The 20755-nt window shown below is 62.5% G+C and carries 23 protein-coding genes; 18 read left to right on the forward strand and 5 right to left on the reverse strand.

Features of this window, described 5'->3' with window-relative positions:
- The first annotated feature begins 8 nt into the window (after positions 1-8).
- The 6 genes from ACT2FV_RS16395 to ACT2FV_RS16420 all read left to right on the forward strand — a co-directional run bounded on the left by ACT2FV_RS16395 (position 9) and on the right by ACT2FV_RS16420 (position 4669).
- The gene (locus ACT2FV_RS16395) at positions 9-527 is read left to right on the forward strand and encodes a hypothetical protein (RefSeq protein ID WP_226118144.1); all 519 of its coding nucleotides are present in this window, start codon (positions 9-11) and stop codon (positions 525-527) included.
- The gene (locus ACT2FV_RS16400) at positions 484-768 is read left to right on the forward strand and encodes a hypothetical protein (RefSeq protein WP_226117927.1); all 285 of its coding nucleotides are present in this window, start codon (positions 484-486) and stop codon (positions 766-768) included. Before ACT2FV_RS16395 ends, ACT2FV_RS16400 begins: the two co-directional genes overlap by 44 nt.
- The gene (locus ACT2FV_RS16405; protein WP_226117925.1) at positions 758-1363 is read left to right on the forward strand and encodes a DUF4400 domain-containing protein; all 606 of its coding nucleotides are present in this window, start codon (positions 758-760) and stop codon (positions 1361-1363) included. Before ACT2FV_RS16400 ends, ACT2FV_RS16405 begins: the two co-directional genes overlap by 11 nt.
- A 24-nt stretch (positions 1364-1387) precedes the next feature.
- Positions 1388-1825, forward strand: a complete 438-nt coding sequence (locus ACT2FV_RS16410; protein WP_444504385.1) for a hypothetical protein — start codon at positions 1388-1390, stop codon at positions 1823-1825.
- Positions 1826-2047: 222 nt separating this feature from the next.
- The gene (locus ACT2FV_RS16415) at positions 2048-2944 is read left to right on the forward strand and encodes an ATPase (protein ID WP_325090443.1); all 897 of its coding nucleotides are present in this window, start codon (positions 2048-2050) and stop codon (positions 2942-2944) included.
- An 18-nt stretch (positions 2945-2962) separates the two neighbouring features.
- Entirely contained in the window at positions 2963-4669 is a 1707-nt protein-coding gene (locus ACT2FV_RS16420) for an ATP-dependent helicase (protein WP_444504386.1), read from the forward strand.
- Between the two features lie 51 nt (positions 4670-4720).
- Here the strand turns inward: ACT2FV_RS16420 and ACT2FV_RS16425 are convergent, their stop codons facing one another.
- The 4 genes from ACT2FV_RS16425 to ACT2FV_RS16440 form a co-directional block, all read right to left on the reverse strand.
- Positions 4721-5071: a hypothetical protein gene (locus ACT2FV_RS16425; protein ID WP_444504387.1), complete on the reverse strand. Its 351-nt coding sequence runs from the start codon at positions 5069-5071 to the stop codon at positions 4721-4723.
- On the reverse strand, positions 5068-5475 hold the full coding sequence (locus ACT2FV_RS16430; protein ID WP_444504388.1) for a bactofilin family protein: 408 nt from the start codon (positions 5473-5475) through the stop codon (positions 5068-5070). The genes ACT2FV_RS16425 and ACT2FV_RS16430 overlap by 4 nt, the downstream gene beginning before the upstream one ends.
- A gap of 10 nt (positions 5476-5485) precedes the next feature.
- Complete coding sequence (locus ACT2FV_RS16435; RefSeq protein WP_444504389.1) at positions 5486-6232, reverse strand: hypothetical protein; 747 nt, start codon at positions 6230-6232, stop codon at positions 5486-5488.
- Between the two features lie 172 nt (positions 6233-6404).
- Entirely contained in the window at positions 6405-7022 is a 618-nt protein-coding gene (locus tag ACT2FV_RS16440; RefSeq protein ID WP_444504390.1) for a DUF1845 domain-containing protein, read from the reverse strand.
- A 619-nt stretch (positions 7023-7641) separates the two neighbouring features.
- On the opposite strand from ACT2FV_RS16440, the gene ACT2FV_RS16445 reads away from it, so the two are divergent.
- The 11 genes from ACT2FV_RS16445 (at position 7642) to ACT2FV_RS16495 (ending at position 18553) form a co-directional block, all read left to right on the forward strand.
- Positions 7642-7908, forward strand: coding sequence for a DUF7696 family protein (locus ACT2FV_RS16445; protein ID WP_012367423.1), 267 nt, complete (start codon positions 7642-7644; stop codon positions 7906-7908).
- Positions 7905-9215 carry a recombination directionality factor gene (locus tag ACT2FV_RS16450; RefSeq protein WP_444504391.1) on the forward strand — a complete coding sequence of 437 codons (1311 nt, stop codon included), beginning with the start codon at positions 7905-7907 and terminating at the stop codon, positions 9213-9215. The genes ACT2FV_RS16445 and ACT2FV_RS16450 overlap by 4 nt, the downstream gene beginning before the upstream one ends.
- Positions 9216-9386: 171 nt before the next feature.
- Positions 9387-9869, forward strand: coding sequence for an NADAR family protein (locus ACT2FV_RS16455; RefSeq protein WP_444504392.1), 483 nt, complete (start codon positions 9387-9389; stop codon positions 9867-9869).
- A gap of 78 nt (positions 9870-9947) precedes the next feature.
- Positions 9948-11315: a metallophosphoesterase family protein gene (locus ACT2FV_RS16460; RefSeq protein ID WP_444504393.1), complete on the forward strand. Its 1368-nt coding sequence runs from the start codon at positions 9948-9950 to the stop codon at positions 11313-11315.
- 66 nt (positions 11316-11381) lie between these two features.
- Complete coding sequence (locus ACT2FV_RS16465) at positions 11382-12038, forward strand: hypothetical protein (RefSeq protein ID WP_444504394.1); 657 nt, start codon at positions 11382-11384, stop codon at positions 12036-12038.
- Positions 12026-14347 carry an AAA family ATPase gene (locus tag ACT2FV_RS16470; protein WP_444504395.1) on the forward strand — a complete coding sequence of 774 codons (2322 nt, stop codon included), beginning with the start codon at positions 12026-12028 and terminating at the stop codon, positions 14345-14347. The genes ACT2FV_RS16465 and ACT2FV_RS16470 overlap by 13 nt, the downstream gene beginning before the upstream one ends.
- 79 nt (positions 14348-14426) lie before the next feature.
- Positions 14427-14609: a hypothetical protein gene (locus ACT2FV_RS16475; RefSeq protein ID WP_226117899.1), complete on the forward strand. Its 183-nt coding sequence runs from the start codon at positions 14427-14429 to the stop codon at positions 14607-14609.
- Positions 14610-14624: 15 nt separating this feature from the next.
- Positions 14625-14822, forward strand: coding sequence for a hypothetical protein (locus tag ACT2FV_RS16480; RefSeq protein ID WP_325090335.1), 198 nt, complete (start codon positions 14625-14627; stop codon positions 14820-14822).
- Positions 14823-14894: 72 nt separating this feature from the next.
- The gene (locus tag ACT2FV_RS16485) at positions 14895-15455 is read left to right on the forward strand and encodes a phospholipase D family nuclease (RefSeq protein ID WP_419762502.1); all 561 of its coding nucleotides are present in this window, start codon (positions 14895-14897) and stop codon (positions 15453-15455) included.
- 72 nt (positions 15456-15527) lie between these two features.
- Positions 15528-17330: a phosphoadenosine phosphosulfate reductase domain-containing protein gene (locus ACT2FV_RS16490; RefSeq protein WP_444504396.1), complete on the forward strand. Its 1803-nt coding sequence runs from the start codon at positions 15528-15530 to the stop codon at positions 17328-17330.
- Between the two features lie 281 nt (positions 17331-17611).
- On the forward strand, positions 17612-18553 hold the full coding sequence (locus ACT2FV_RS16495; protein ID WP_444504397.1) for a DMT family transporter: 942 nt from the start codon (positions 17612-17614) through the stop codon (positions 18551-18553).
- A gap of 410 nt (positions 18554-18963) precedes the next feature.
- On the opposite strand, the gene ACT2FV_RS16500 is transcribed toward ACT2FV_RS16495, so the two are convergent.
- The gene (locus ACT2FV_RS16500; RefSeq protein WP_444504502.1) at positions 18964-20010 is read right to left on the reverse strand and encodes a LacI family DNA-binding transcriptional regulator; all 1047 of its coding nucleotides are present in this window, start codon (positions 20008-20010) and stop codon (positions 18964-18966) included.
- 151 nt (positions 20011-20161) lie between these two features.
- Here ACT2FV_RS16500 and ACT2FV_RS16505 point away from each other — a divergent pair, with 151 nt between their 5' ends.
- Entirely contained in the window at positions 20162-20701 is a 540-nt protein-coding gene (locus ACT2FV_RS16505; protein WP_444504398.1) for a gluconokinase, read from the forward strand.
- Positions 20702-20755: the final 54 nt, after the last annotated feature.

Genomic DNA, 20755 nt, shown 5'->3' on the forward strand with positions numbered 1-20755 from the left:
ACCAAAGCATGTCTGTCGTCTTCAAAAAAATCATCCGCGACCATAAGCTTTCGGCCCGCCTGATCCCAGTGTTCACGCTGGCGCCGGAGCTGGAGCTCGCGTGCACGCGCGTGGCCGACTTCATCGGTGAGAAGTTCATCGGCAAGTCAGGCCCGCTCGTCAAGGAGATGCTCACGGAGGGACTCGATGGGGTCAGGCGCGTACGGAAAACAGGCGATCCGCACGTTGCGTTCATGCAGGGGATGTTCGCGTCGGCGCACCTGCTCTATGCCAGACGCTACGTTGCGCGCGACGGCGAGCGCTGCCATGTGTGGTCACCGATGTTTGAGCCGGTTACGGTGTTCGAGGCGCGTCATGCACATCTGCCGACCGAGGTGGTCGACGAACGCTGCCCGGAGAACATCAGCCAGCGCTCCGCCGCATTCCAGCTCGCCGCACGTGCGCTGACGGGCGAGAACTTCCGACTCTACTTCGAGGGATACGATGTCGCTCACGCGTTTTCTGATTCGGACGCTGGCCAGGGTTGACGACGACGTTGCGCGCCGAGTGATGTCGACCGCGTCCGCCCAGGATGATGCGAACGCGCCGGTACCGGCCGAGTTCGCGCGGGGGCAAAACGCGCTGGCCTATGCGCTCGCGCTGTTCATCGGTCGCCGCCCACTTCACTTCTACGTGGGGCTGTTTGGTCTCGTCGCGTTTCCGAGCTACCTGGCCTGTCGGGCGATTGCCTCCCTGCTGACGCTGATGGGAGGCAGCCATGGCGGATAGCCGGTTTGTCCGGCATGTGAAGGTCTGGTTCTTCTTCGTGCCACTCGTAGCCGTCGCGATCATGCCGGTCGTGCCGAATCGATCGTTATTCGAGATCCCGGAAGCGGAAACTCGCTCGGTGGTGGCGACGATCGGCGAGGATCGGGCGGATCGTGCTGTGGCGACCACGAACCGGTTGTTCAGGCGGTACTTCGTAGACACTGGGGTGGTGGCGGCATCGCTCGAAACCACGCGGGGGGCGGACGCAGATGATGGCGGGATGACCAATCTGGCCAGCACGTGGGTTCACAACTTCTGGCGGCTGGTTTATCGCGTGGTCTACCGGCTCACGATCATGAAGCTCTGGCTAATCGGTACGTTGGCCTTCTGCGTTGCCATGTTCGTCGACGGGACAGTGCGTCGGAAGATTCGCGCGGCTGCTGCGGGCTATGTGAGCCCGGTTTCCTTCCACCTGGCGGGTCACGGCATTCTGCTGGTGTTCGGCGTTGCGTTCTCGGTGTTGATCGCGCCGATTCCGTTGCTGGCGCCGTACTGGATCGCAATCGCCGGTTGCCTCGGTGTGCTGCTCTGGAAGGCGGCATCGTCGTACCAGTAACTTCGTTCCTCGAAAAGGAGAACCATGCGAGTCATCATTCATTCGACGTCGAGAGGCACGTTACTCGAATACAACGGCTTCTTCGGCCGGGCATTCTTTTCTCATGATTCGGGCGATGTCGTGGCCCATGTGAAGGCTAGGCAAACCGCTCGGACGTTCGTCGACGAGCCTGATGCGCGCGCGTTCATCGACCGAATTAGCGGCGTCTCGATCGCCGATTCCGAGGAATTGCTTCCGACCGATCTCTCATTTGTTCAGGTCGATACCGATGCCGAGTACGCGCCGGTCGACGTATGTGTTGCCGCTGGCGTCCCTTCGTGGACAGCGCCGCAGGTGAAGCCAATTACGCCGTTTCGCTTCGATGTCCACGCAGCCGACGTGGGCCACACGTTGGTGATCGGCTCGGTTCGGGCGGGTAAGACGGTATTCCTCCCACACCTGCGTGCGGCCAAGACGGAATAGGACAGAAAGCTATACGAATTTGTGGAGCTTTCTGCCAAATGCCCCTCAACCGGTTGAGGGGCATTTTCATTTGAGACGCCACATGGATCGTGCCGATGCCGCGAGGACCTCCGACGAAAGCGTGCAGAAATCGTCCATGTTTCGGGCCGCTTCCGGACCGCCACCTCGCAAGAATAGACGCATGCCGCGCGTGCGGTTACTCACCCCATCCAAAGGACCATGATGACCACGATTGACAACGAGACGCACGTCCTCGATGACGAGGCACGAGAGAAGACGGCAGAGCATCCGACGAACGGGCCGATCGGGACTGAGGCCGCCGGCGGAGCCGGGAGCGCTTCCATCGATCCGACTGCGCGGCCGACGACGGACGGTGCGGACGACGTCGAGCTCGAGAACGAGCTGGCGCAGATGGAATCGGATGCGGCCACCCTGCAGCGGGAGGGCATGATCAGTGCCGCCGAGGCCGACGAGAAGCGCGAGCAGGTCGCGCGCACGCGCAAGCTGTTCCGTGAGCTGCCGCCGGCCGAGCGGGTCCGCATCATTCAGCGCCGCCGCGAAATCGGCCGCGAGCTGATGAACAAGCAACTGTCCGGCGCGGCGGTCGTGTCGACCGACGTTCGACTGAAGCACACGCGGCTCAAGCCGTTGTTTGAGCAATGGTGGCCGTATCTGAACCGGATGAGCATCAACATGCAGCGGTTCGGCCGGGCGACGTTCGGCGCCGACGATCAGGAGACGGTGACGACCTTTTTCGATAAGCAGCTGAACGACCTCGAAGCGTACGTCAATGAACAGCTCGAAGTGGCGCACGGCTTTCGGGAGCGAACCGAGACCGAGATGCGCGAGCGCGGCGACATCGTGTTCTCGCCGACGGTGACGAAACCGTCCCTGGACATCACGGTCGAGGCGTATTCGCGTTTCTCGATGCGGTTGCTCACCGTGATGCTGAAGTACGATCAGGTGATGGACCACTTCGACTTTCTGGTCTGGAACGGCGTGCGTGATCAGTCGGACGCCGACGAGGAAACGTCGCGCTTCCTGCGCAAGTTCCATCCGATCGGCGTGCGGGGCTACATGACGCACCTGCGCCTGATGACGACCGTCCGCGGTCGATAAGGGTCCGCGGTGAGTGCCATGCTCGATGAGCTGAACCCCCAACAGCGCGAAGTGGCACTCCTGCGCCGCCACTGCGTCGCGATCGCGTGTCCCGGCGCGGGGAAAACCAAGACGATCGCGACCAAGGCCGCGCGCCTACTGGAGGATCCGGCCGCGGTGGTGGGTGCGGTGACGTTCAGTAAGGACGCGGCCCTCGAGCTGCGCGAGCGGATCCTGGCCATCGCCGTGCCGGACGCGAAGCGCCGGCTAATCGCCGGGACGTTCCACTCGTTGGCGTTCAGGCAGATAGGTCAGCCCGGCCGTGCGCGCCACGATATAGCGTCCGACGGCGACCGGTTCGGCATGCTGGGGCGCGTCATCGCGGAACTCGGCTTCGAGTGGAAGGTCGAGGAAGCGGTGTCGATCATCGAGCGGATCAAGACGAACTTCGGTCGGGCTGAGCCGGGATCGTCTGAAGCGAAGCTCTATGCCGCCTATCAGGAGGCGCTCGAGCGCAACGGCAAGATCGATTTCCAGGACATGCTGCGGCTGGCCGTGGCCGGTATGGAAAGCGGCGATATCCGTCCATATCGCTTCACGGATCTGCTCGTCGACGAGTTTCAGGACACGGATCCGCTTCAATATCGGTGGGTCGAGCTGCACGCGCGCGCCGGCGCGCAGGTCACCGTGGTCGGTGATGACGATCAGAGCATCTACGGTTTCCGCTCGGCCTTGGGCGTCCGAGGCATGGAGAGCTTCTCCGGGACGTTCGACGCGCAGAAGATCGTGCTCGGCAGCAATTACCGTTGCCGATCGGAGATCCTGGCGGCGGCCGACCGCGTCATCCGCAACAACGTCGACCGGATTCCGAAGGTGTTGCACGCCGACCGCGGCGGTGGCGGCGCAGTGTCGTCGCTGCGCTTCGAGGACGAATACGGAGACGCCGTTGCCGCAGTCGATGCGCTGCAGGCGCAACTGGCAGCAGGCCGGACGTGTGCGATCCTCGCGCGCACCAATCGCAACCTCGATCCGATCGAATCGGTCTGCCGGTCGCACGGCGTGCCGTACTACCGAGCGGCCGGTGGTTCTGTGCTCAACCGGCCGCAGGCGGCACTGATGTGTAATCTCCTTCAGATCGTCGAAGGTCGGAAGCAGAACGGTGTCGACGCGGTGCTCGGATACATGGGGATCAGTTCGCATGATCTGCGCGCACTCCATCGGGACATGGGCGCCGAGTTCGTTCAGCGCCAGAAACAGGATCTGGTTGCGCTCGGCTTGGCTGAGGACACGGCGACCGCGTATCGAGCATTCATGAAGCGTCTTGCTGAATGGCAGTCGCTCTGCGAGCGGGAATTCCATTCGCTCGCACTCGAAGGCGTGTTCGAATGGATGATGGGTTACGCGAAAGGGGATGCGGCCATCCGCGCGCTCCAGTGCACCTACGATGTGATCAGCCGGTTGAACGGCCCGTTTACCAATCGCATCGAGTTCTTGCAGCGGGATAACAACAAGCCCGGCGACGGTGTGTTGGTGCTCACGACAATGCACGGCTCCAAGGGGCTCGAATGGGATCACGTGTGGATCAGTCGCGCGGAGGAGGGCGTCGTGCCGGACGACAAGAGCCCGGAATCCGAGGAGCGCAGGCTTTTCTATGTGGCGATGACGCGCGCTCGGGAGAATCTTGTCATCACGTCGATCCAGAAGAACGCCGTTTCGCGGTTCGTGATTGAGTCCGGAGTCGAATAAAATCGGCCACGCGAGGTGGCCGACCTCTGGCGAGTCGCAGAATCTGAAGCCTTATGGCGTCGTGCTTACACCGTCTGCTTTTCCGTGGCAGTGTTCCCACACTTCAAGAGCTAAACACCCGATGACCAGCGGGACCGCGATGATCAGCATGTAGGTAATCAACGCGATCGGAACTTGAAATAGCCAGATGTCTGCTACTTCTTCGTTTCGCCAGGCGATCATGTGGGCAACAAAATGGACAATGTTCCCGATCGCCTCAGTAGTGATATTGCCGGGCGATCCCCATAGCCGTGCGAGACCGCTGACAGCAAGGGTCGCCGAAGCAGCCAGCGACGCGATGACGATTGCCAAAGATACCGACTGCCGGACAATCGTGCCGAAGGGTTTTCGCGCTTTGTTCATGACGTTGTGAGTGCCGTGGTATTGGCGTTGTCGGTGATGGGTGCGCCGGCCGTCGGCGCTTCAATGGTCAATTCGCGCGGGACGCGTTTGAGCTGACCGTTGAGCGCGGCTTGCGGCCCAAGCCGGATCGTGCCGCAGTAGTAGACGTTGCCCTTCACCACGCCGTTGATCTCGAGCATGTCACGCGCATGCACATCGCCTTCCACGACGCCGTCGATGCGTACGATCTCGCCTTGCACCTTGCCCTTGATCATTCCGCCCTGCCCGATATGCAGCAGGCCGGCCGTCGAGATGATGCTGCCGCTCACGAGTGCGAACGCGCTCATCCCGTGGTCGAGGATCAGATCACCCTGGACGACCAGGCCGGTGGCCAGCAGCGTCACGTTGATGGTTTTGGGTTTCATGGTCCCCTCGTTAGAAGAGTTGGACGTCGCCGGACTTGCCTGCTGCCGGCGCTTTGGCCGCAGGCGCCGGCGTGGGCGCCGGCGCGGCGGGGTCGGCATTTTCTGCAGGTGCGGCGTGCGGCCGCGCCGTGCCGCGGCGGCTATGCCGGGGAGCGGCCTTCGGTGGGGCAGCCGGTGGTGGTGCCGGTTCTGTCGTTGCGGAAGCTGCGGTCGGCGCGGCGGTCTGCACGACTGGCGCAGTCCGCGGCGCACGGATCGGTGCTGCCGCGGCCTTGTTCAAGTCGCTCGGCGCGGGCTGCTCTCGCGGCGATGGATTGGTAGGTGGCGGATCGTGACGGGCGGTCAACGAGCGCGGATCGACGCTCGCCAGCGTACCCGTTGGGGCGCTGGCCGAACCATCGAAGTCGGCAGCCGTCAGGGAGTGGGTGCTGGTGAGCGCGGAAGAGGCGGCCGGCGCGGGGCGGGGAGCTGGCGGAGTGGCTTCGTGCGTCAGCTCGGCGTGCGATGGTGCGCGCAGAGCCCGCCACAGCTTGGCGGCACTCACACCGCCGCCCGCAGCGAGCGCGGCGGCTGCCACGCCAATGGCGACGGGCCTGACCAGCCGGTTGAACCGGCCGAGGCGGGGCAGTGCAATCCGTTTGCGATTTCCCTCGGGAGCCGGGAGTGCCGGCATGGCTTCGACGTGGCCGTTGATGTCGATCACGACCGGTTGCGCAGCGTACTTGGCGTGCAGCGCCTGAATTTCTCGGATGTCCATGGTTCTCCGCATGTGAAGGCGTTTCGTTTTGGGGCGCCTATACGAGATTGCGAGATTGCTCACGCGTGCGCGGACGACGAGCGAGACACTACCCGTGCATCGCAACCGGGCACGTCGTCTTTGTCAGCGTAGCCATTCCGGCAGCGTGTCAAGTTCATCGGGCGATGAACCTTCAATCGCGCAGCGTCCCGTCTGCCTGATAGCGATCGTTGTCGGGCACGCACACGAGCGAGATGTGCTTGATCCGCCCCTCGGCGTTCGCGAGGATGGTGGCCCGGTCCTGAGCGGTGATTTTTTCGGCGAGCACAGCTTCCATCGTCGCCACAAAGAGCTTGTCGTATTGGGTGAGGCAACGGACCAGCAGACCTGCGAGCGGTCGCGTGACCTTCAGTTCAATATGCTCGGCGGGGAAAGCGATCGTCCGGGCCTGGTGCTTTTCGACCCACACCAGCGCCTTGCGCAGCCAGTCCGACGTATCACGCAGCGCGGACTCGAGCGCATGCGTTTTTCCCCCGCGCGCGACGGCGATTTTCGACGCGCAGAAGTTGTAGTCGCCGCGAATGAAATTGCGGGCGAACTGCGAGCTGTAGCGCAGCACGGTGACCGCGTCGGAATCGGGGATGATTCGATCGATGCGGCTGTCGCTCGTCAGACGTTGGATCGGCTTGAGTCCCGTTGACGACGGGGACAGCGAATCGTTCGACGGGCGCGTATTGGGATCGACGGCGATCGGGTCGAGCAGGGGCGCGTCCCGCTGCGGGTCGTGCGGTGGTTCGAGAACGGCGGACATGGTGTTTTCGGGTGGTCTCTCTCACTAATGATTTTGGGTTAACCCGATTTAACAATTTAGGCAAAAGCGGGCCTGTTTTTGTGAGCTTTCCACCCTTTCCGGTCGCAAATTTCCGCAATACTGACTCTACTTCTCGCGTCCACGACGCATCGACCTAGACTTCGTAACCCGAAGTCCATCTTCTGTACAAGCCGTGCCAATGGGCATGCTCCGACCAGCCGGCAACTGGTGTGGAATCTTCTGCTGATGAGTGCCTAGCCAGCACTTCCCATCTTTCAGTCATAAAACTCGTCGCCGGCCGCATGTATTTGCGCCGCGACATCGTTCGAGTCCGGACATCGGGTGTCTCTCTCCAGACCAGAGTCTGGGTAGAACGATCGTAGTCGACTGAGCCGTGATCCTGCGGCGGAGTGGTATTTCCGAAAATGGGCTGTTGCGCAGCGTGACCATGCTGCGCGAGGACGACCTAACGTCCCCGATATGAGCCGACCGGCTCCCTGAGCGCCACGTCCCCGGAAGGGACGTGGCGCTTGGGTCATTTCCACGAATCCGAAAAGCGCGTTCCTCTTGCCGAGGGACGCGCTTTTTTTCGTCGTTTGTTCCTGTCCCGGAGGTTCACATGCTTCCCAACCGTCTCGACGCGCGCATCGCCAACGTGATCAGCAACACGATCGCCGACGAGCGCGCAACTGCCGATACCGCGTCGCCAGCCTGGCGCGCGCGGTGCGAGGTGGCTCAGTTCGCGATGTACAGCGATCCCGACCGCCGCATCTTTCTTTCCCACATCGCCGAACGCCGCGGAGAGGCGGCCGCCAGCACGCTCGAGCAGTCAGCGAGCGCGATGCGCACTCAGGCGATTTACTTTCTTGCGAGGAAACCCTCATGAACGCTGTTGTCCCTATGCTGGGTGGCCCGGTGCGCAGCCTGGTCGAAGAGCGTGCGATGCGCCCTCCTGTGATCGGGCGTATCCGGCCCGGTATCAAAGTGCTGACGTCCAAGGCGCGTGCCAATCAGGAGGCGGTCAGGCTGTACGAAACGATGGTCGCCGCCGGCGACTCATTCGAGACGATCGGCAAAGCGATCGAATCGCGCTGCCAGCTCCGTAACGCACTGGCGCCGAAGAACGTCGACTACTTCACGTGTCGCCGGTCGGACTTCAACAACCCGGACGTGGCCGACGAAATTCTCAAGCTGTACGGCGAGGACCGCGGGCAGGGCGTGCGGCTATACCGTTTCCCGGTGCTGTTTGTCTTCAACGACTGGATGCAGAACCTCCCGAACGAAATGGCCGCGTGGGGCACCACCGGCCGGAAGTTCTTCTCGCAATATGGTCCCGACGGCATCCGGTACTGCAAGACCTACGCGAAGGTCGAGCGCGATCCGCGTGCCCAGCGAGCCACGCGCCATTTCGGTGGCCGTGATGTGATCTTCCGCCAGGACGACGCGATCCCGGACGGTGTGTGCGATCCCGAGCAATGCCCGCAGTACCAGAGCCGGCAGTGCAATCTTTCCGCGCATTTCGTGTTCGCGGTCCCCGACATCAAGGGGCTCGGCTTGATCGAGCTGCCGACGAATTCGATCTACGTGCTCCAGAAAGCCTACGCCGCGATGCAGACGGTGCAGTTGGCGCGCGGCAGGCTCACGGGTACGCGCTTCTGGCTCTCGAAGCGGGAATTCGACATCACCCGGATCAACGAGAACGGCGAGGTCGTGCGTCAGCCTCAGATGTTGACGGTTCTCGACGCGGATATCGACATCGGGGCGCTGCTGGACGGTGCGGATGAAGCTGCGTCGGCGATCGAGGTTGCGCAAGGTGCGGCCGCACTGCTCGGAACGGGTGGCACGGTGATTCCGCTGCATCCGACGGACGGAAGCGGTGTGGTGGCATCTGGCGCGGCAGAACCGACGACACACGCCGGCGATGCTCGACGCGATGAACACGACGACCCGCCCCCGGAGTCGCTCGAAGAGAAGCGGCATCGCCTGCAGGATCTGCTGCAGCGACTTCGCGTCAACACAGACCCGCGCCGCGAGCAGTTTCGTGTCTACGGCCACGTCAAGTTCGGGCGCGGCTGGACCGAACGGCTCGCAGACGTCGACAAGATGATCGGACGGCTGACCGGTGCCCTCGATGCGCCGGATGTTCTCGACCGCGAGATCAGCGAGGCAGTCGAATCGTTCAACCGCCGATAGCGGTTTCTCCTTCAGCCAGCCCTTCGGGGCTGGCGTTTTTCCCTCTACTCAGCGAATCCGGAGAGCATTTCAGCAAAGCCCCTTTGCTCAAGTGCTTTCGACCGCGTCATTCACGCATCGAAATCGTCCGCGCAAGCGGCCATCTTTTGACTATCCATTTCGGAGGAACTCATGCGCCGGATCGGCAACATCACGGCGTTCTTCGGCGCCGCCGACGTGCTGAGCAATTGGCACCCGTGCCATTTCAGCTATCACGAGGTGGCTTTCACGAGCACCGAACAATTCATGATGTACGCGAAGGCGATGCTGTTCGAGGATCACGACACCGCGTCGAAGATTCTCGCCGCGTCATTGCCGCGCGAGCAGAAGCGGCTGGGACGTGCTGTTCGCGGCTTCGACAACGCCAGCTGGGAACGCTGTCGCGAATCGATCATGTTCGTCGGCTGCCGGGAAAAATTTAGGCAAAACGCCGAACTCGCGGTAGTTCTGCGGGATACCGGTTCGAGCGTGCTTGTCGAGGCGAGTCCGTACGATCAGATCTGGGGTGTTGGACTCGGCGAGACGGATCCACGCCTCGCGGATCCGTCGAACTGGCAAGGGCTGAACCTGCTCGGCAAGACGCTGATGCGGGTGCGCGACGTCCTTTTCCGGTAGTAATTCCCTCCCGCCGCGTGTCGGCGTCCATCAATTGTCGGCTGCCGCGAGGCGGCCTTTTTTATTTTGGAGGCGGCGATGAAGATCGCGCATTTTTCTGACTTGCATTATTCGCCGGAGAACCTGGACGAGGCCGATCGCTGTTTTTCGTTCGCAGTCGGCGATGCGATCTCGCGTGGGGCGCGGGTGGCGGTGATCTCGGGCGACTCGACCGATCATCGCCTCGACGCACACGCGCCATCGCTGCATGCGCTCGCGACACAGGTGCACCGGTTGGCCGAAGCGATGCCCGTCATCATGTTGCAGGGCACGTTTTCGCATGAGCCGCCCGGCACGCTCACCAACTTTGCGTTGATGGGCGCGCGGTATCCCGTGTTCGTTGCAGATCGGATTGGTCAGGTTGCTCTCATCGGCACGCAGTTCCGCGCGTCCGACGGTCCGGTGTTCGACGACGCAGAGATGCTTGCGTTCGACGGACTCTATCCGGACGCGGTCTTCACCTGTCTGCCGACGATGAACAAGGCCGATCTCGCACTGAAGGTCGGTGCGTTGTCCGCATCGACGCAGCTCGGTGACGTGCTCGGAACGTACCTCGCTGCGGCGGGCAGGAATAACGCCCGCTTGCGTGCGATCGGCGTGCCGACAATTGGGATTTCGCACGGCACGGTGGCCGGGTGCACTACCGAGCATGGTGTGACGATGGCGGGATTCGATCACGAGTTCAGCCTCGGCACGCTGTTCGACGCGGAGTGTGCTGCGTTCATGCTGGGTCACATCCACAAGAACCAGATCTGGTTGCGCGAAGGGCGCGCGGTGGGATATCCCGGCTCGATTGGGCGATTCCACTACGGAGAAGAAGGCGACAAAGGTTACCTGTTATGGGACGTGCTGGCGGCTGAAGCACGTGCCGAGCTGGTGACGACGCCGTCGCGCGAGATGGTATGCGTCGCGTTCGATGGTCCGCCCGACGAAGCGCAGCTTGCGGCGCTTGCCGCGGATTCGGCCGGGAAGTTCGTCCGGATTCGCTGGCAGATCGACGAGGAGCACAAGCAGCTCGTCGACCGGAAGGCAATCGAATCGATGTTCGCGTCGGCCGCTGGCCTGAAGCTCGAGCCGCGCATCCTGCCGGTGATGAGAAGCCGCGCGGAGGGGATCAGCAAGGCGGTGACGGTCGACGCGAAGGTCGCCCGCTGGTGCGAGCTCACTTCGGTCGACGCCGGCCCGCTTCTCGAGCGGCTTCAGCTGCTCGAGGCGGGCGACGCAGAAGCGATCGCGGCGTCGGTGCTTGATCGAATTGCGCAGGTTGGCGATTCGATCGAGGTACCGGAGATTCCTGGCGGCACGGAGAACGTCGTTCCGCTGGTCGCCGCCAGTCTCGACGCTGCGCCGGGGCCTGAATCGAAGCCGTCTCTGTCATGGCTCAACGATGATCTGTTCGCAGCCTGAGCGCTGCCTGTCTCGACGGTCAGCACGACGCCGAGCATTGAACACAGCCGTGTTCCGATAGCCCACGTGGCTATCGAAATGAGGTTCACCCCGCGCCGTCAGGCGCATCGAACGCAGCACCGCTGCATCCATTTTCTTATCTACCCTGGCGGGGAGCGATCCCTACTGGGCGCACTCCGTCTATTTCACAGGAGTGTGTCTATGTTTGGCCTTTATCCCGCCGGTGCCCGTTGGGTCCAGCAGTTCTCCGCGTCGAACGACGCAAAGACGTTGCAGAAGAGTCTCGTTGACCACGGCGGATGCACGGCCGCGCTGTTTCATCAGCCCTTCGGCTCCGGTCGCGGCGTCACGATTGCGCAGCGCGACGGTTTCATCGTGCTCGTGCATGCGACCGACGTCGATTCCCCGGAAGTCGCTGTCGTGCCCGACGTCCAGATGCAGAACCTGCTGTGGTCGGTCAATTCGGGATACGCCAGTCAGTGGTCGGGGCGCGAGCTCCAGGTCCTGACCGGCTGTACCGACTGGGACGCGCTGATCAAGCAGGCGTCCGCGTCGTTCGCGCAACTTTGCGACACGGTTCGGCAAGCCGTGGCAGGCACGCTTGGCACCAAGGTCATCCGGCCGGAGCCAATGCTGCCGATCGACGACGAGGACATTCCGTTCCTGCCGTCGGAATACCTGCAGGAGATCTCTCTTTTGGAGGCGGAATCATGCGTCCGTTGAGATTGCTCCTCGAGGGGTTCTATGGGGTACGAGACGGGATGAAGCGCGACTGCGTCGAACTCGATCTCGAGTCCTTGCCTCGCGGGCTGATTGCGTTGACCGGCCCGAACGGTGCCGGGAAGACGACGATCATGGACAACCTACATCCGTTCCGGATCATGCCGTCGCGCGCATCGAAGCTGTCCGTCGATGCGTTTTCCTATTGGGATCACATCTGCGGTGTCCAGGCGCGCAAGGAGTTCGAGTGGGAGCAAGACGGTATCCGCTATCGCTCGACCTTCGCGTTTCGCAAACCGGGTAAAGCCGGTAAGGCGGACTACTTCCTGTTCTATCGCTCGATGGACGGGGAGTGGCGCCCGGTGACGTTGCCGGAGGGCACGGTGTCGGACGGCAAGGGCGAGACCTACGACCGTTGTGTCGAAGCGATCTGCGGCTCGCTGGAATCGTTCTTTACCAGCGTGTTTTCCGCGCAGAACCGGCGACCGCTCGCGTCCTACGGCGCGAACGAGATCAAGACGCTGCTCGCTGAGTTACTCAAGATCGACCATCTGCGTGCGTTGGCCGCGAAGGCGGCCGACGTCGCCAAAGTGCTGGCCAGGCGTCTGGATGCCGTGCAGCAAGACGTTGTGGCGTTTGCCGGCAAGCGTGAGCGCGCCGACGAGACGCGCAAGTCGATCGAAGCGGATGCCGTGGCAATTGTCTCGGCGCGCGCTGAACGGGAGTCGGTGCAAACCGTGCTCGCCGGCCTGATGCAGCAGCGGGCGACGCTCATGGCAAAGCAGGGCGAGAACGCGGGAGTCGAAGCACGACTGCGCGAACTCAACGTGCGGCGCAATGAAGTGGCCACGTCCCTGCAAGGCATCGAACGGGATACGGCGGCGGATCAGCAACGTTTCATGCAACGCCGCGCCGCGATCCGCACGACGATGACGGGCCACGAAGCGGTGGTGAAGCAACGCGACGCCATTCTTGGTGCGGCTGCCGCGAGGGACGAAGCACAGCTTCGCGTCTCACAACTGGAAGCGCAATTCGGGCCATTGCAGCAGGCCATCGCCGACATGGATGCGAAGCAGCTTCGGCTGGCGACGGTCCAGTCTGCGATGACCGGTCTCGAATCGGAAGGCGCGACCAAAGCCGAGTTGCTGAAGAACCTGCAGGGGCAAGCCGCTGTCGTTGAGTCGGTGCCGTGCGCCGGGATGGAGATTCACGCGACGTGCCCGTTGCTCGTGCAAGCGCGCAATGCAGCACAACAGGCGCACGTTCAGACCGTTTCCCTCAAGGATCTCCGCACCCGCTACAAGGCGCAGAGGGACGAGCGGGATGTTCTCGCGCCGGCAATCGCATCGCTGTCCGCGAAACGCGCTGACCTTCAGCAGGTGAGCGCCAGTATCACGGCGGCACGACAGGCATTGCAGCGTGCGACGGACCTGGCGGCTCGCAAGCCGTTGCTGGAAGCGGCAGATGCGGGGCTGGCGACGGCGCGCGCTGAGCTTGCCGCGCTCGACGTCGAAGACAGTGAAGCCCAGAAACGTCGTGAGACGGAAATGGGCCGGTTGGCTGCACTGTCGCGTGAGATCGAGACGGAAATTGCCCGTCTCGTCGCAGTCGACGTCACGCAGGCAATCGCAGATGTGGACCGGCAGATTGGATCGCACCGCGACGCAGGCACGGCGCTCGACGCGCGGATCGAAGCGCTGATCCGCAGTCAGGCAACGCGCGAAACCGAGCTTGGTTCGCTGGAACGTGAACTAGGCGGCCTGGCGGCAACGCAGTCGCTGGCGGCGCGCATCTCGGACGAGATCGCGCACTGGAAGCTGGTGGCGAAAGCCCTCGGCAACGACGGCGTAATTGCGTTGACGATCGACGATGCCGGTCCCGCCCTGACGAGGACGGTGAACGACCTGCTGTTTGCGTGCTACGGCATGCGATTCACGGTCGAGATCCAGACACAGCGTGCGCTCGCGAACGGCGAACTGCGTGAGGGCTTCGAAATCCTCGTGCACGACGCCGATAGCGATAGCAGCAAGTCGGTCGGGGTCATGTCCGGTGGGCAGAAAGTTTGGATCAACGAGTGCCTGACGCGCGGTATTGCGTTGTATATCGCTGGGAATGCGAGCCAGCCGTACCAGTCGCTGTTCAGCGACGAGTCGGACGGCCCGCTGGATCCACAGCGCAAGGTGCAGTTCATGCGTATGAAGCGGGAGGTGTTGAAGCAGGGCGGTTACGAGCGGGAGTTCTTCATCTCGCAGACGCCCGAGTTGATCGCCGAAGCTGATGCAGTGATCGATGTAGCAGCGCTTGCCCAGTAGGGCGGCGTCCATTTCTTTGAACCCTGGCGGGGAATGTCCCCGCAGGGGCGTTCCTCGCCTTTCTTTTTTGAGGAACGCAATGCAACTGAAATCGGTTCAATCGAACGTCGCAAACGGGATCACGGTGGCAATTCGCCCGGCGCGTCCGCGCGTGGGTGTCGAGCACGTCTACACGCTGAACGGCTCGGAGCTGCGCGACGTGCTGATCGATGGTCGCTGGGTCACGTTGTCGGCGACGGCGACCCCGTCGCAAGCGGTCTGAGCGAGGAGAGCGGAAATGTCGAATCTCGTCATGCTTCTGATCGCGGCCCATGGTCCGATTCCGGCGAGCCAGCCGGAGATTCAGCGGTCGGTCTGGCGGCCGACCATCACAGTGCAGCGCCGGATCGAGGAGGAAACGGACTTCGTCATCTGCAAGGATGGTCGAGTTCTTACCTTCCCGATCGGGCAGCCGAAGCGCTGCGATAACCCATAACCCTTGCATCGGCGGGCCCCCCTTTCGAAAGAGAGCGGGGCCTTTGCCCGTATACCTCCCTTGGAGGCCCGTATGAAGAAGCAGATCCTGTTTGCCACGACAGTGGCGTCGCTGTTTTGTTGCGCCGCGGTTGCATTCGCGGGGCGTGCACACGCGGAACCTGCGCCCGCGATCGATGTGGCGTTCTCGCCGAACGGCGGTGCCGAACAGTTGGTCATTCGGACGATCGATTCGGCGCAGCGTTCGATCCGCGTGATGGCGTATTCCTTTACCTCGCCGGCCATCGTCCGTGCGCTGATCGCGGCACAACGCCGCGGCGTCGCCGTCGCCGTGACGGTCGACTATCGTAACAATCTCGAGGAGGACCGCAGCGGCCGCGCACGTGCCGCACTCGGGAGTCTCGCGTATGCGGGCATCCCAGTGCGCGTCGTGAGCGTCTATCCCATCCAGCATTCGAAATATCTTGTCGTCGACGGGGCGACGGTCGAAACTGGGAGCTTTAATTATTCGCAACAGGCACGGTATAACGTCGAGAACGTCGTCGTGGTGCGTGGCGACACACGCGTCGCAGATACGTACCTGAAGAACTGGGATTCGGTGTCCGCGCACGGTGAAATCTTCCGAGCCCCTTGATTGTTCCTCCTGTCTCAACCCACACGGGAATAGCTCCCGGGTGGGGCTGTTCCCGCGTTTCTGGAGCAGCACATGTTTTCTGAAATTCTAGTAATGATGGAGTCGGCAATCGACGCGCTTGTCGCGTTGATTCGACAGGGGTACACCCTTTCGAACGCGATGAGCGGCGGCAAGGACTCGACCTGCACGGCGATCCTCATGCTGGAGGCGGTGCGCCGCGCCGGCGCAGACGTGTCGCGCGAGCACTTCGTGACGAGCGCGGACACGACGATCGAAAATCCGAGCATGCACTGGCACCTCCAGGCCATGCTCGACGAGATTCGGGACGCTTATGCGGATGCCGGCACGCCGGTATCGGTGCACGTCGCGAAGCCGTCCCTGTCGTCTCAGTTTGTTGTTGCGACGATTGGGCGCGGCACGCTTCCCCGCACCCCGGAGAACGGGGTGAAGAACGGAAAGCGGATACGTGCCTGTGCCGCGGACTGGAAGGTCGACCCTCAAAATCGCTTGCGAGTCGCGCTCGAACGTTCGGCGGCCGTAGGCGGACGCAACGAAGTCGTGACCGTACTCGGCAACAGGTTCGGGGAAAGCGGCAGTCGCGCAACGGCCATGGCCGCTCGCAACGAGAATGCGCTGAAACCCGTCCGAAACGCGGATGGATTTCTGACCTTCTCGCCGATTGCCGAATGGTCGACCGACTGCGTGTGGTCGATGCTTTCGCTCTTCGCGGAGAACTCTGCCAGGCCTTTCCCGTCGCCGGTGTCCTGCGAGTCGGTACGGCGCCTATCGGAGCTGTACCGCGCCGGAAACGAGGGGACGTGCGGTGTGATTCTCGGAGAAGGCGGCACGCGTGCAGCGTGCGGCAGTCGATTCGGTTGCGCATTTTGTTGCGTCACTGGCGAGCGCGATCGGTCGATGGAGTCGATGGTGAAGGAACCTGGCCACCAGCATCTTGAGGGCCTGAATCGCTTCAGGAACTACCTGGTCGCGGTGCAGTGGGATCTCGGCCGTCGAGAGCTCGTCGGTCGGAAGCTGAGCGACGCCGGGTACCTGGCAGTTAAGCCTGACGTCCTGTCGTATCCCGAACGGGTCCGATTGCTGCAGTACCTGCTGACGCTCGACGTGCTGGAGGTCGAACGGGCCGAGCGGCATGAGGGAATGTTGGCGGCGGGTGAGCTACCGGACACGCCAGAGAACCGCGCGCTTTGCGACGTGCAGTTCGAGATGATCACGCCGGCGCAGCTGGTGGCGATCGATTTCTACCTCTCGATGCACCATTATGCGCCGCACGCCTTTCCAGCGCTTTCGGTTTGGTTCGACGTGCGTCGGCTCGGGCGGCGATATCACGTTCCAGTCCTCGATCCACTGCCGAAGATCGACGTTCCGCACCACGGTTGGTTCTTCGTCGGCGCGTACGATGCAGAGGTGCCTGCGGATGGGCTTCGCGACTACACTGCGGAGCAGTGGAACCGCTATCGTCATCCGGATCGTGCAAGTCGGTACGCACGCACGAAGTCTGGCGAGCAGATTGTCTATTTCGAAGAGAGTGATCAATTCGAAGTCGACGTTGAGGCGGCCTGCGCTTTCGTAACCTGCAGCTTTGACGCGGCCTGGTCCGTGAAGGCTCAGCAACACACCGGGATGGACTCGGCCAGGTTCTGGCTGAACGAGGGCTACTTGCGGTTGCCAGATGGCATGGCCGGCCGGTATCAGGAGATGGCGAAGAGAGGCCAGTATTTCGCCAATCTCGCCGAAAGGTTGAACCTGACTCCGGCCGAGCTCGATCGGCATCTCATCGATCATGCGATCTCGAACACGGAACATCTCACGATGCTGAATTTTGCGCCTGTCGACCTGTTCTCGCAGGCGGCGTGACGTGAATCTTTCTGAACCAAGCCCGGCATCATGCCGGGCTTTTTTTTGGTTCATCGCGGAATTCCGGGGAACGCCGGGGAGGAACGTCGGTGTTCGGCCATCAAGAGTCGCTGACGTTTTCCGGTGAGCGGCCGCACCGCGGGCCGCTTATTACCGGGTTGGCGTCACAAAACTTGTCGTTCCGGGGTAAGAACAGGGCTGTTTTCGGAAGGTCGACGGCGCTGCACCCGCTAACCTGATTGCGTCGACTCCGGGAGCTGAGAATGCAGGCGCGGTCTCTGATGGGTGTGTTTGCTGCCGTTTTCGCGGCATTCTCCTGGTCGCTCAATTTTGTTGCGCCTTACGTGATCGGTCCGTACTCCATCTACGACCTGGCTGTTACGCGATTTCTGCTTTCGGGAATATTGGGCGCTGTTCTGTTCATCGCCGTGAAGGATCGCGGGTCGCACGCGACCTTAGTCGACTGGCTTGTCGCGGCATGGCTGGGCTTCGTCGGGTATGTAGGCTATTTCGTGACGATCATGTCAGCCGTACGCTTGGCCGGGCCGATTGTCCCGCCAGCGATTGTCGCGACTGTACCCGTGGTGCTTGCCATTGTTGGGAATCAGGGCGCACAGGCCACATCATGGAGAGTTCTGAGTATCCCTCTGGGCTTCATCACGTTGGGCTTGATGATGGTCAACTCGTCCGGGCTGATCGAGGCGCTTGATGGCCTGTCGACTCAAGTCATCGCTGGCATCGCAATCTCGTTTGGCGCAGTATCGCTGTGGACCGCCTTCGCCCTTTCCAATCGAAACGCGCTAAGAAAGCGCCCGGGGATGGACCCGAGGAAGTGGACGGCGATGATGATGATCGGTGGCGCGCTCGAGATTGCGCTCTTTATTCCAATCGCTGCACCACTGTCGCTGCTGAATATCACCAGACTCGGCATCCAGTGGTCGTCATTCGGACTTGTTCTGGCGAGTTCACTTGTTCTGGCCGCAGTAGGGTCGATTGGTGGTTCGTGGGCGTGGACGATAGCATCGAAGAAGCTGCCAATCGGGCTTGCAGGTCAGCTGATCGTGACCGAGACGGTATTCGCGACGTCGTTCGGGCTCGTGGCAAGTCATCGGTGGCCTACGTTCGACGAGGCATTCGGCATCGGCGCCATCGTTTGCGGAGTCGTTATAGCGTTAAAAGTCCTGCATTCACCGGCAGCACAGTCGAACCGGATTTCCGGGTAAGTCGCGCTGGCGAGCAGCATTGTTGAACGGCCGCTTCCGATCCGGAACCGGCCGCTCAAGGGCACATCGCTTGGCTGATCGCTTCGGGTCGTCCTGAGCCAGCCGCCGTCTGGCTCGGTGCGGCCAACTGCCGCAATTCATGGATCTTTCCGAGTTGTCATTCAAGCGGCCGCTTGACTCTGGAACCTTCCGTCCACGCTGCTCGTGCACGCCAGCCTGGCCTGTCGTGGCGTCATTTCGGGGAGGCCAGTCGGGGCGACGCGCTGTCAAGTTTCCCGATAGGGCTGCGCGTCAGTCCACAATGACAGGCAGATACCCATAGTCCAGCCGAGTGCCGCGTCGTCACCGAAAAGACTGCTCCTGAAGTCGCTCCGGTCTGACAAGGGCGGAGATTCGCGCGCGTGTCCCAATCACGATGTCCGGCTGCGCCGCGTGCTCTCCCTGACCACCAGTTCGAAACCGAGGTCGATCATCGGCGATGTCACGGGTTCATGGTTGACGATCGACAGCAGCAATTCGGCCGCCACGCGTCCCATTTCGGCCCGGGGAGTGCGCACAGTCGTGAGCCGCGGCACGCAATCCGCAGCACCGGCCAGATCGTTGAATCCGACGATCGCGACCTGCTCCGGCACGCGAATGCCGAGCCGGTGCGCCTCGAACAGTGCGCCCTGGGCCAGGTCGTCGTTGCCGAGGAAGATGCCGTCGACATCCGGCCGGCGCGTCATCAACTGACGGAACAGCTCGCAGCCGAGACCGATTGACGATGGGGCGCGCGTCAGGACATCCAGGTCGGCCTCGTGCAGTCCCGAGCGCTGCAGAACCCGACGAAAGCCCTCTCCGCGCTGCATCATCCGCTGGTCGAGTTGCGCGGCGACGAACGCATTGCGACGGCATCCCTGCGCGATCAGGTGCTCGGCGACGGCCATGCCCGCTTGCACCTGCGAAAATCCGACGCAGTGGATACCCGGTGCTTCGGCAAGTTCCATGATGTAGACGCACGGCACGCCGCTCGAATCGATGAGACGCCGCGCCGCTTCGGTGCGCTCGAATCCGGTGACGATCATGCCCGTCGGCGGCGACGCAAGGTAATGACGGATCAGATCCTCTTCCGCGTCGCGCGAGTAGTGCGAATTGCCGATCAGAATCTCGATGCCGCGCGGCCTGAGGACCGTGTGGATCGATTCGATGACGTCGGTGAACACGTTGTTTGACAGCGACGGGACGAGCACCGCGACCGAGTTGCTTTGCGCACTGGCGAGCGCCCGCGCGGCTGGATTGGCGACGTAGTTCAGTGCCCTGGCCGCTTCCTCGACTTTCTGCACGTACTCCGCCCCCACGGAGCTGAGGCCGCGCAGCGCGCGCGACGCAGTAATGGTACTCACGCCTGCACGGCGGGCGACTTGTTCGAGCGTCGGGCGGCCGGTGCCGCGGGTTTTCCTGAGTATTCGGGTTGTCATGGCGAAATTAAGATAGCGCTGTCTCATCGCGGTGGCAAGCACGGGTCCATATTATTCGAGCCGGATGGGAAAAAATCGCGAGGCGGCCGAGCGCCGCCTTTTTTAGACTTTTAGAGATAGCGCTATCTTTCGCGTGAGAGAAGGGGCGATGATGAACGATACAGCTTGGGCGATCGTGGTGATGGGTGTCGCAGGCTGCGGCAAGTCGACCGTGGCAAGCGGCATCGCGGCGCGGATCGGCGCCCGCTTTATCGAAGGCGACGCATTCCATCCGGTCGCGAACGTCGACAAGATGCGGCGCGGCGTCGGACTCGTCGATGCCGACCGCTGGGGCTGGCTGGACAATCTGGCGGCCGAGTTGCGCGGGGCTCGCTCGCGCGGCGAGCCGGTGGTACTCGCGTGTTCAGCGCTCAAGCGCCGCTATCGAGACCGTCTGCGCCATGGCGGCGCAATGGTGCATTTCGTCTATTTGGCATTGCCGGAAGACGAGGCGCTGAAGCGTGTAGGTGCCCGTCCCGGCCATTTCATGCCGACGACGCTGGTTGCCAGCCAGTTCGCCGATCTGGAGGCGCCGCTCGCCGAACTGTCGACGCTGACCGTCGACGCGACCCGCCCGCTCGACGCCGTCGTCGACGAGGCTGTCACGTGGCACCTGTGTGCGTGTGCCGACAACAGCAAGTTGGTCGCTTGAGATAGCGCTATCTCAAGCGACCGGCATGAAATCGGGATCAGCGAGTCCATTGGG

Origin of the sequence: Burkholderia sp. PR2 (assembly GCF_052372875.1) — a bacterium.
Lineage (GTDB): Bacteria > Pseudomonadota > Gammaproteobacteria > Burkholderiales > Burkholderiaceae > Burkholderia > Burkholderia diffusa.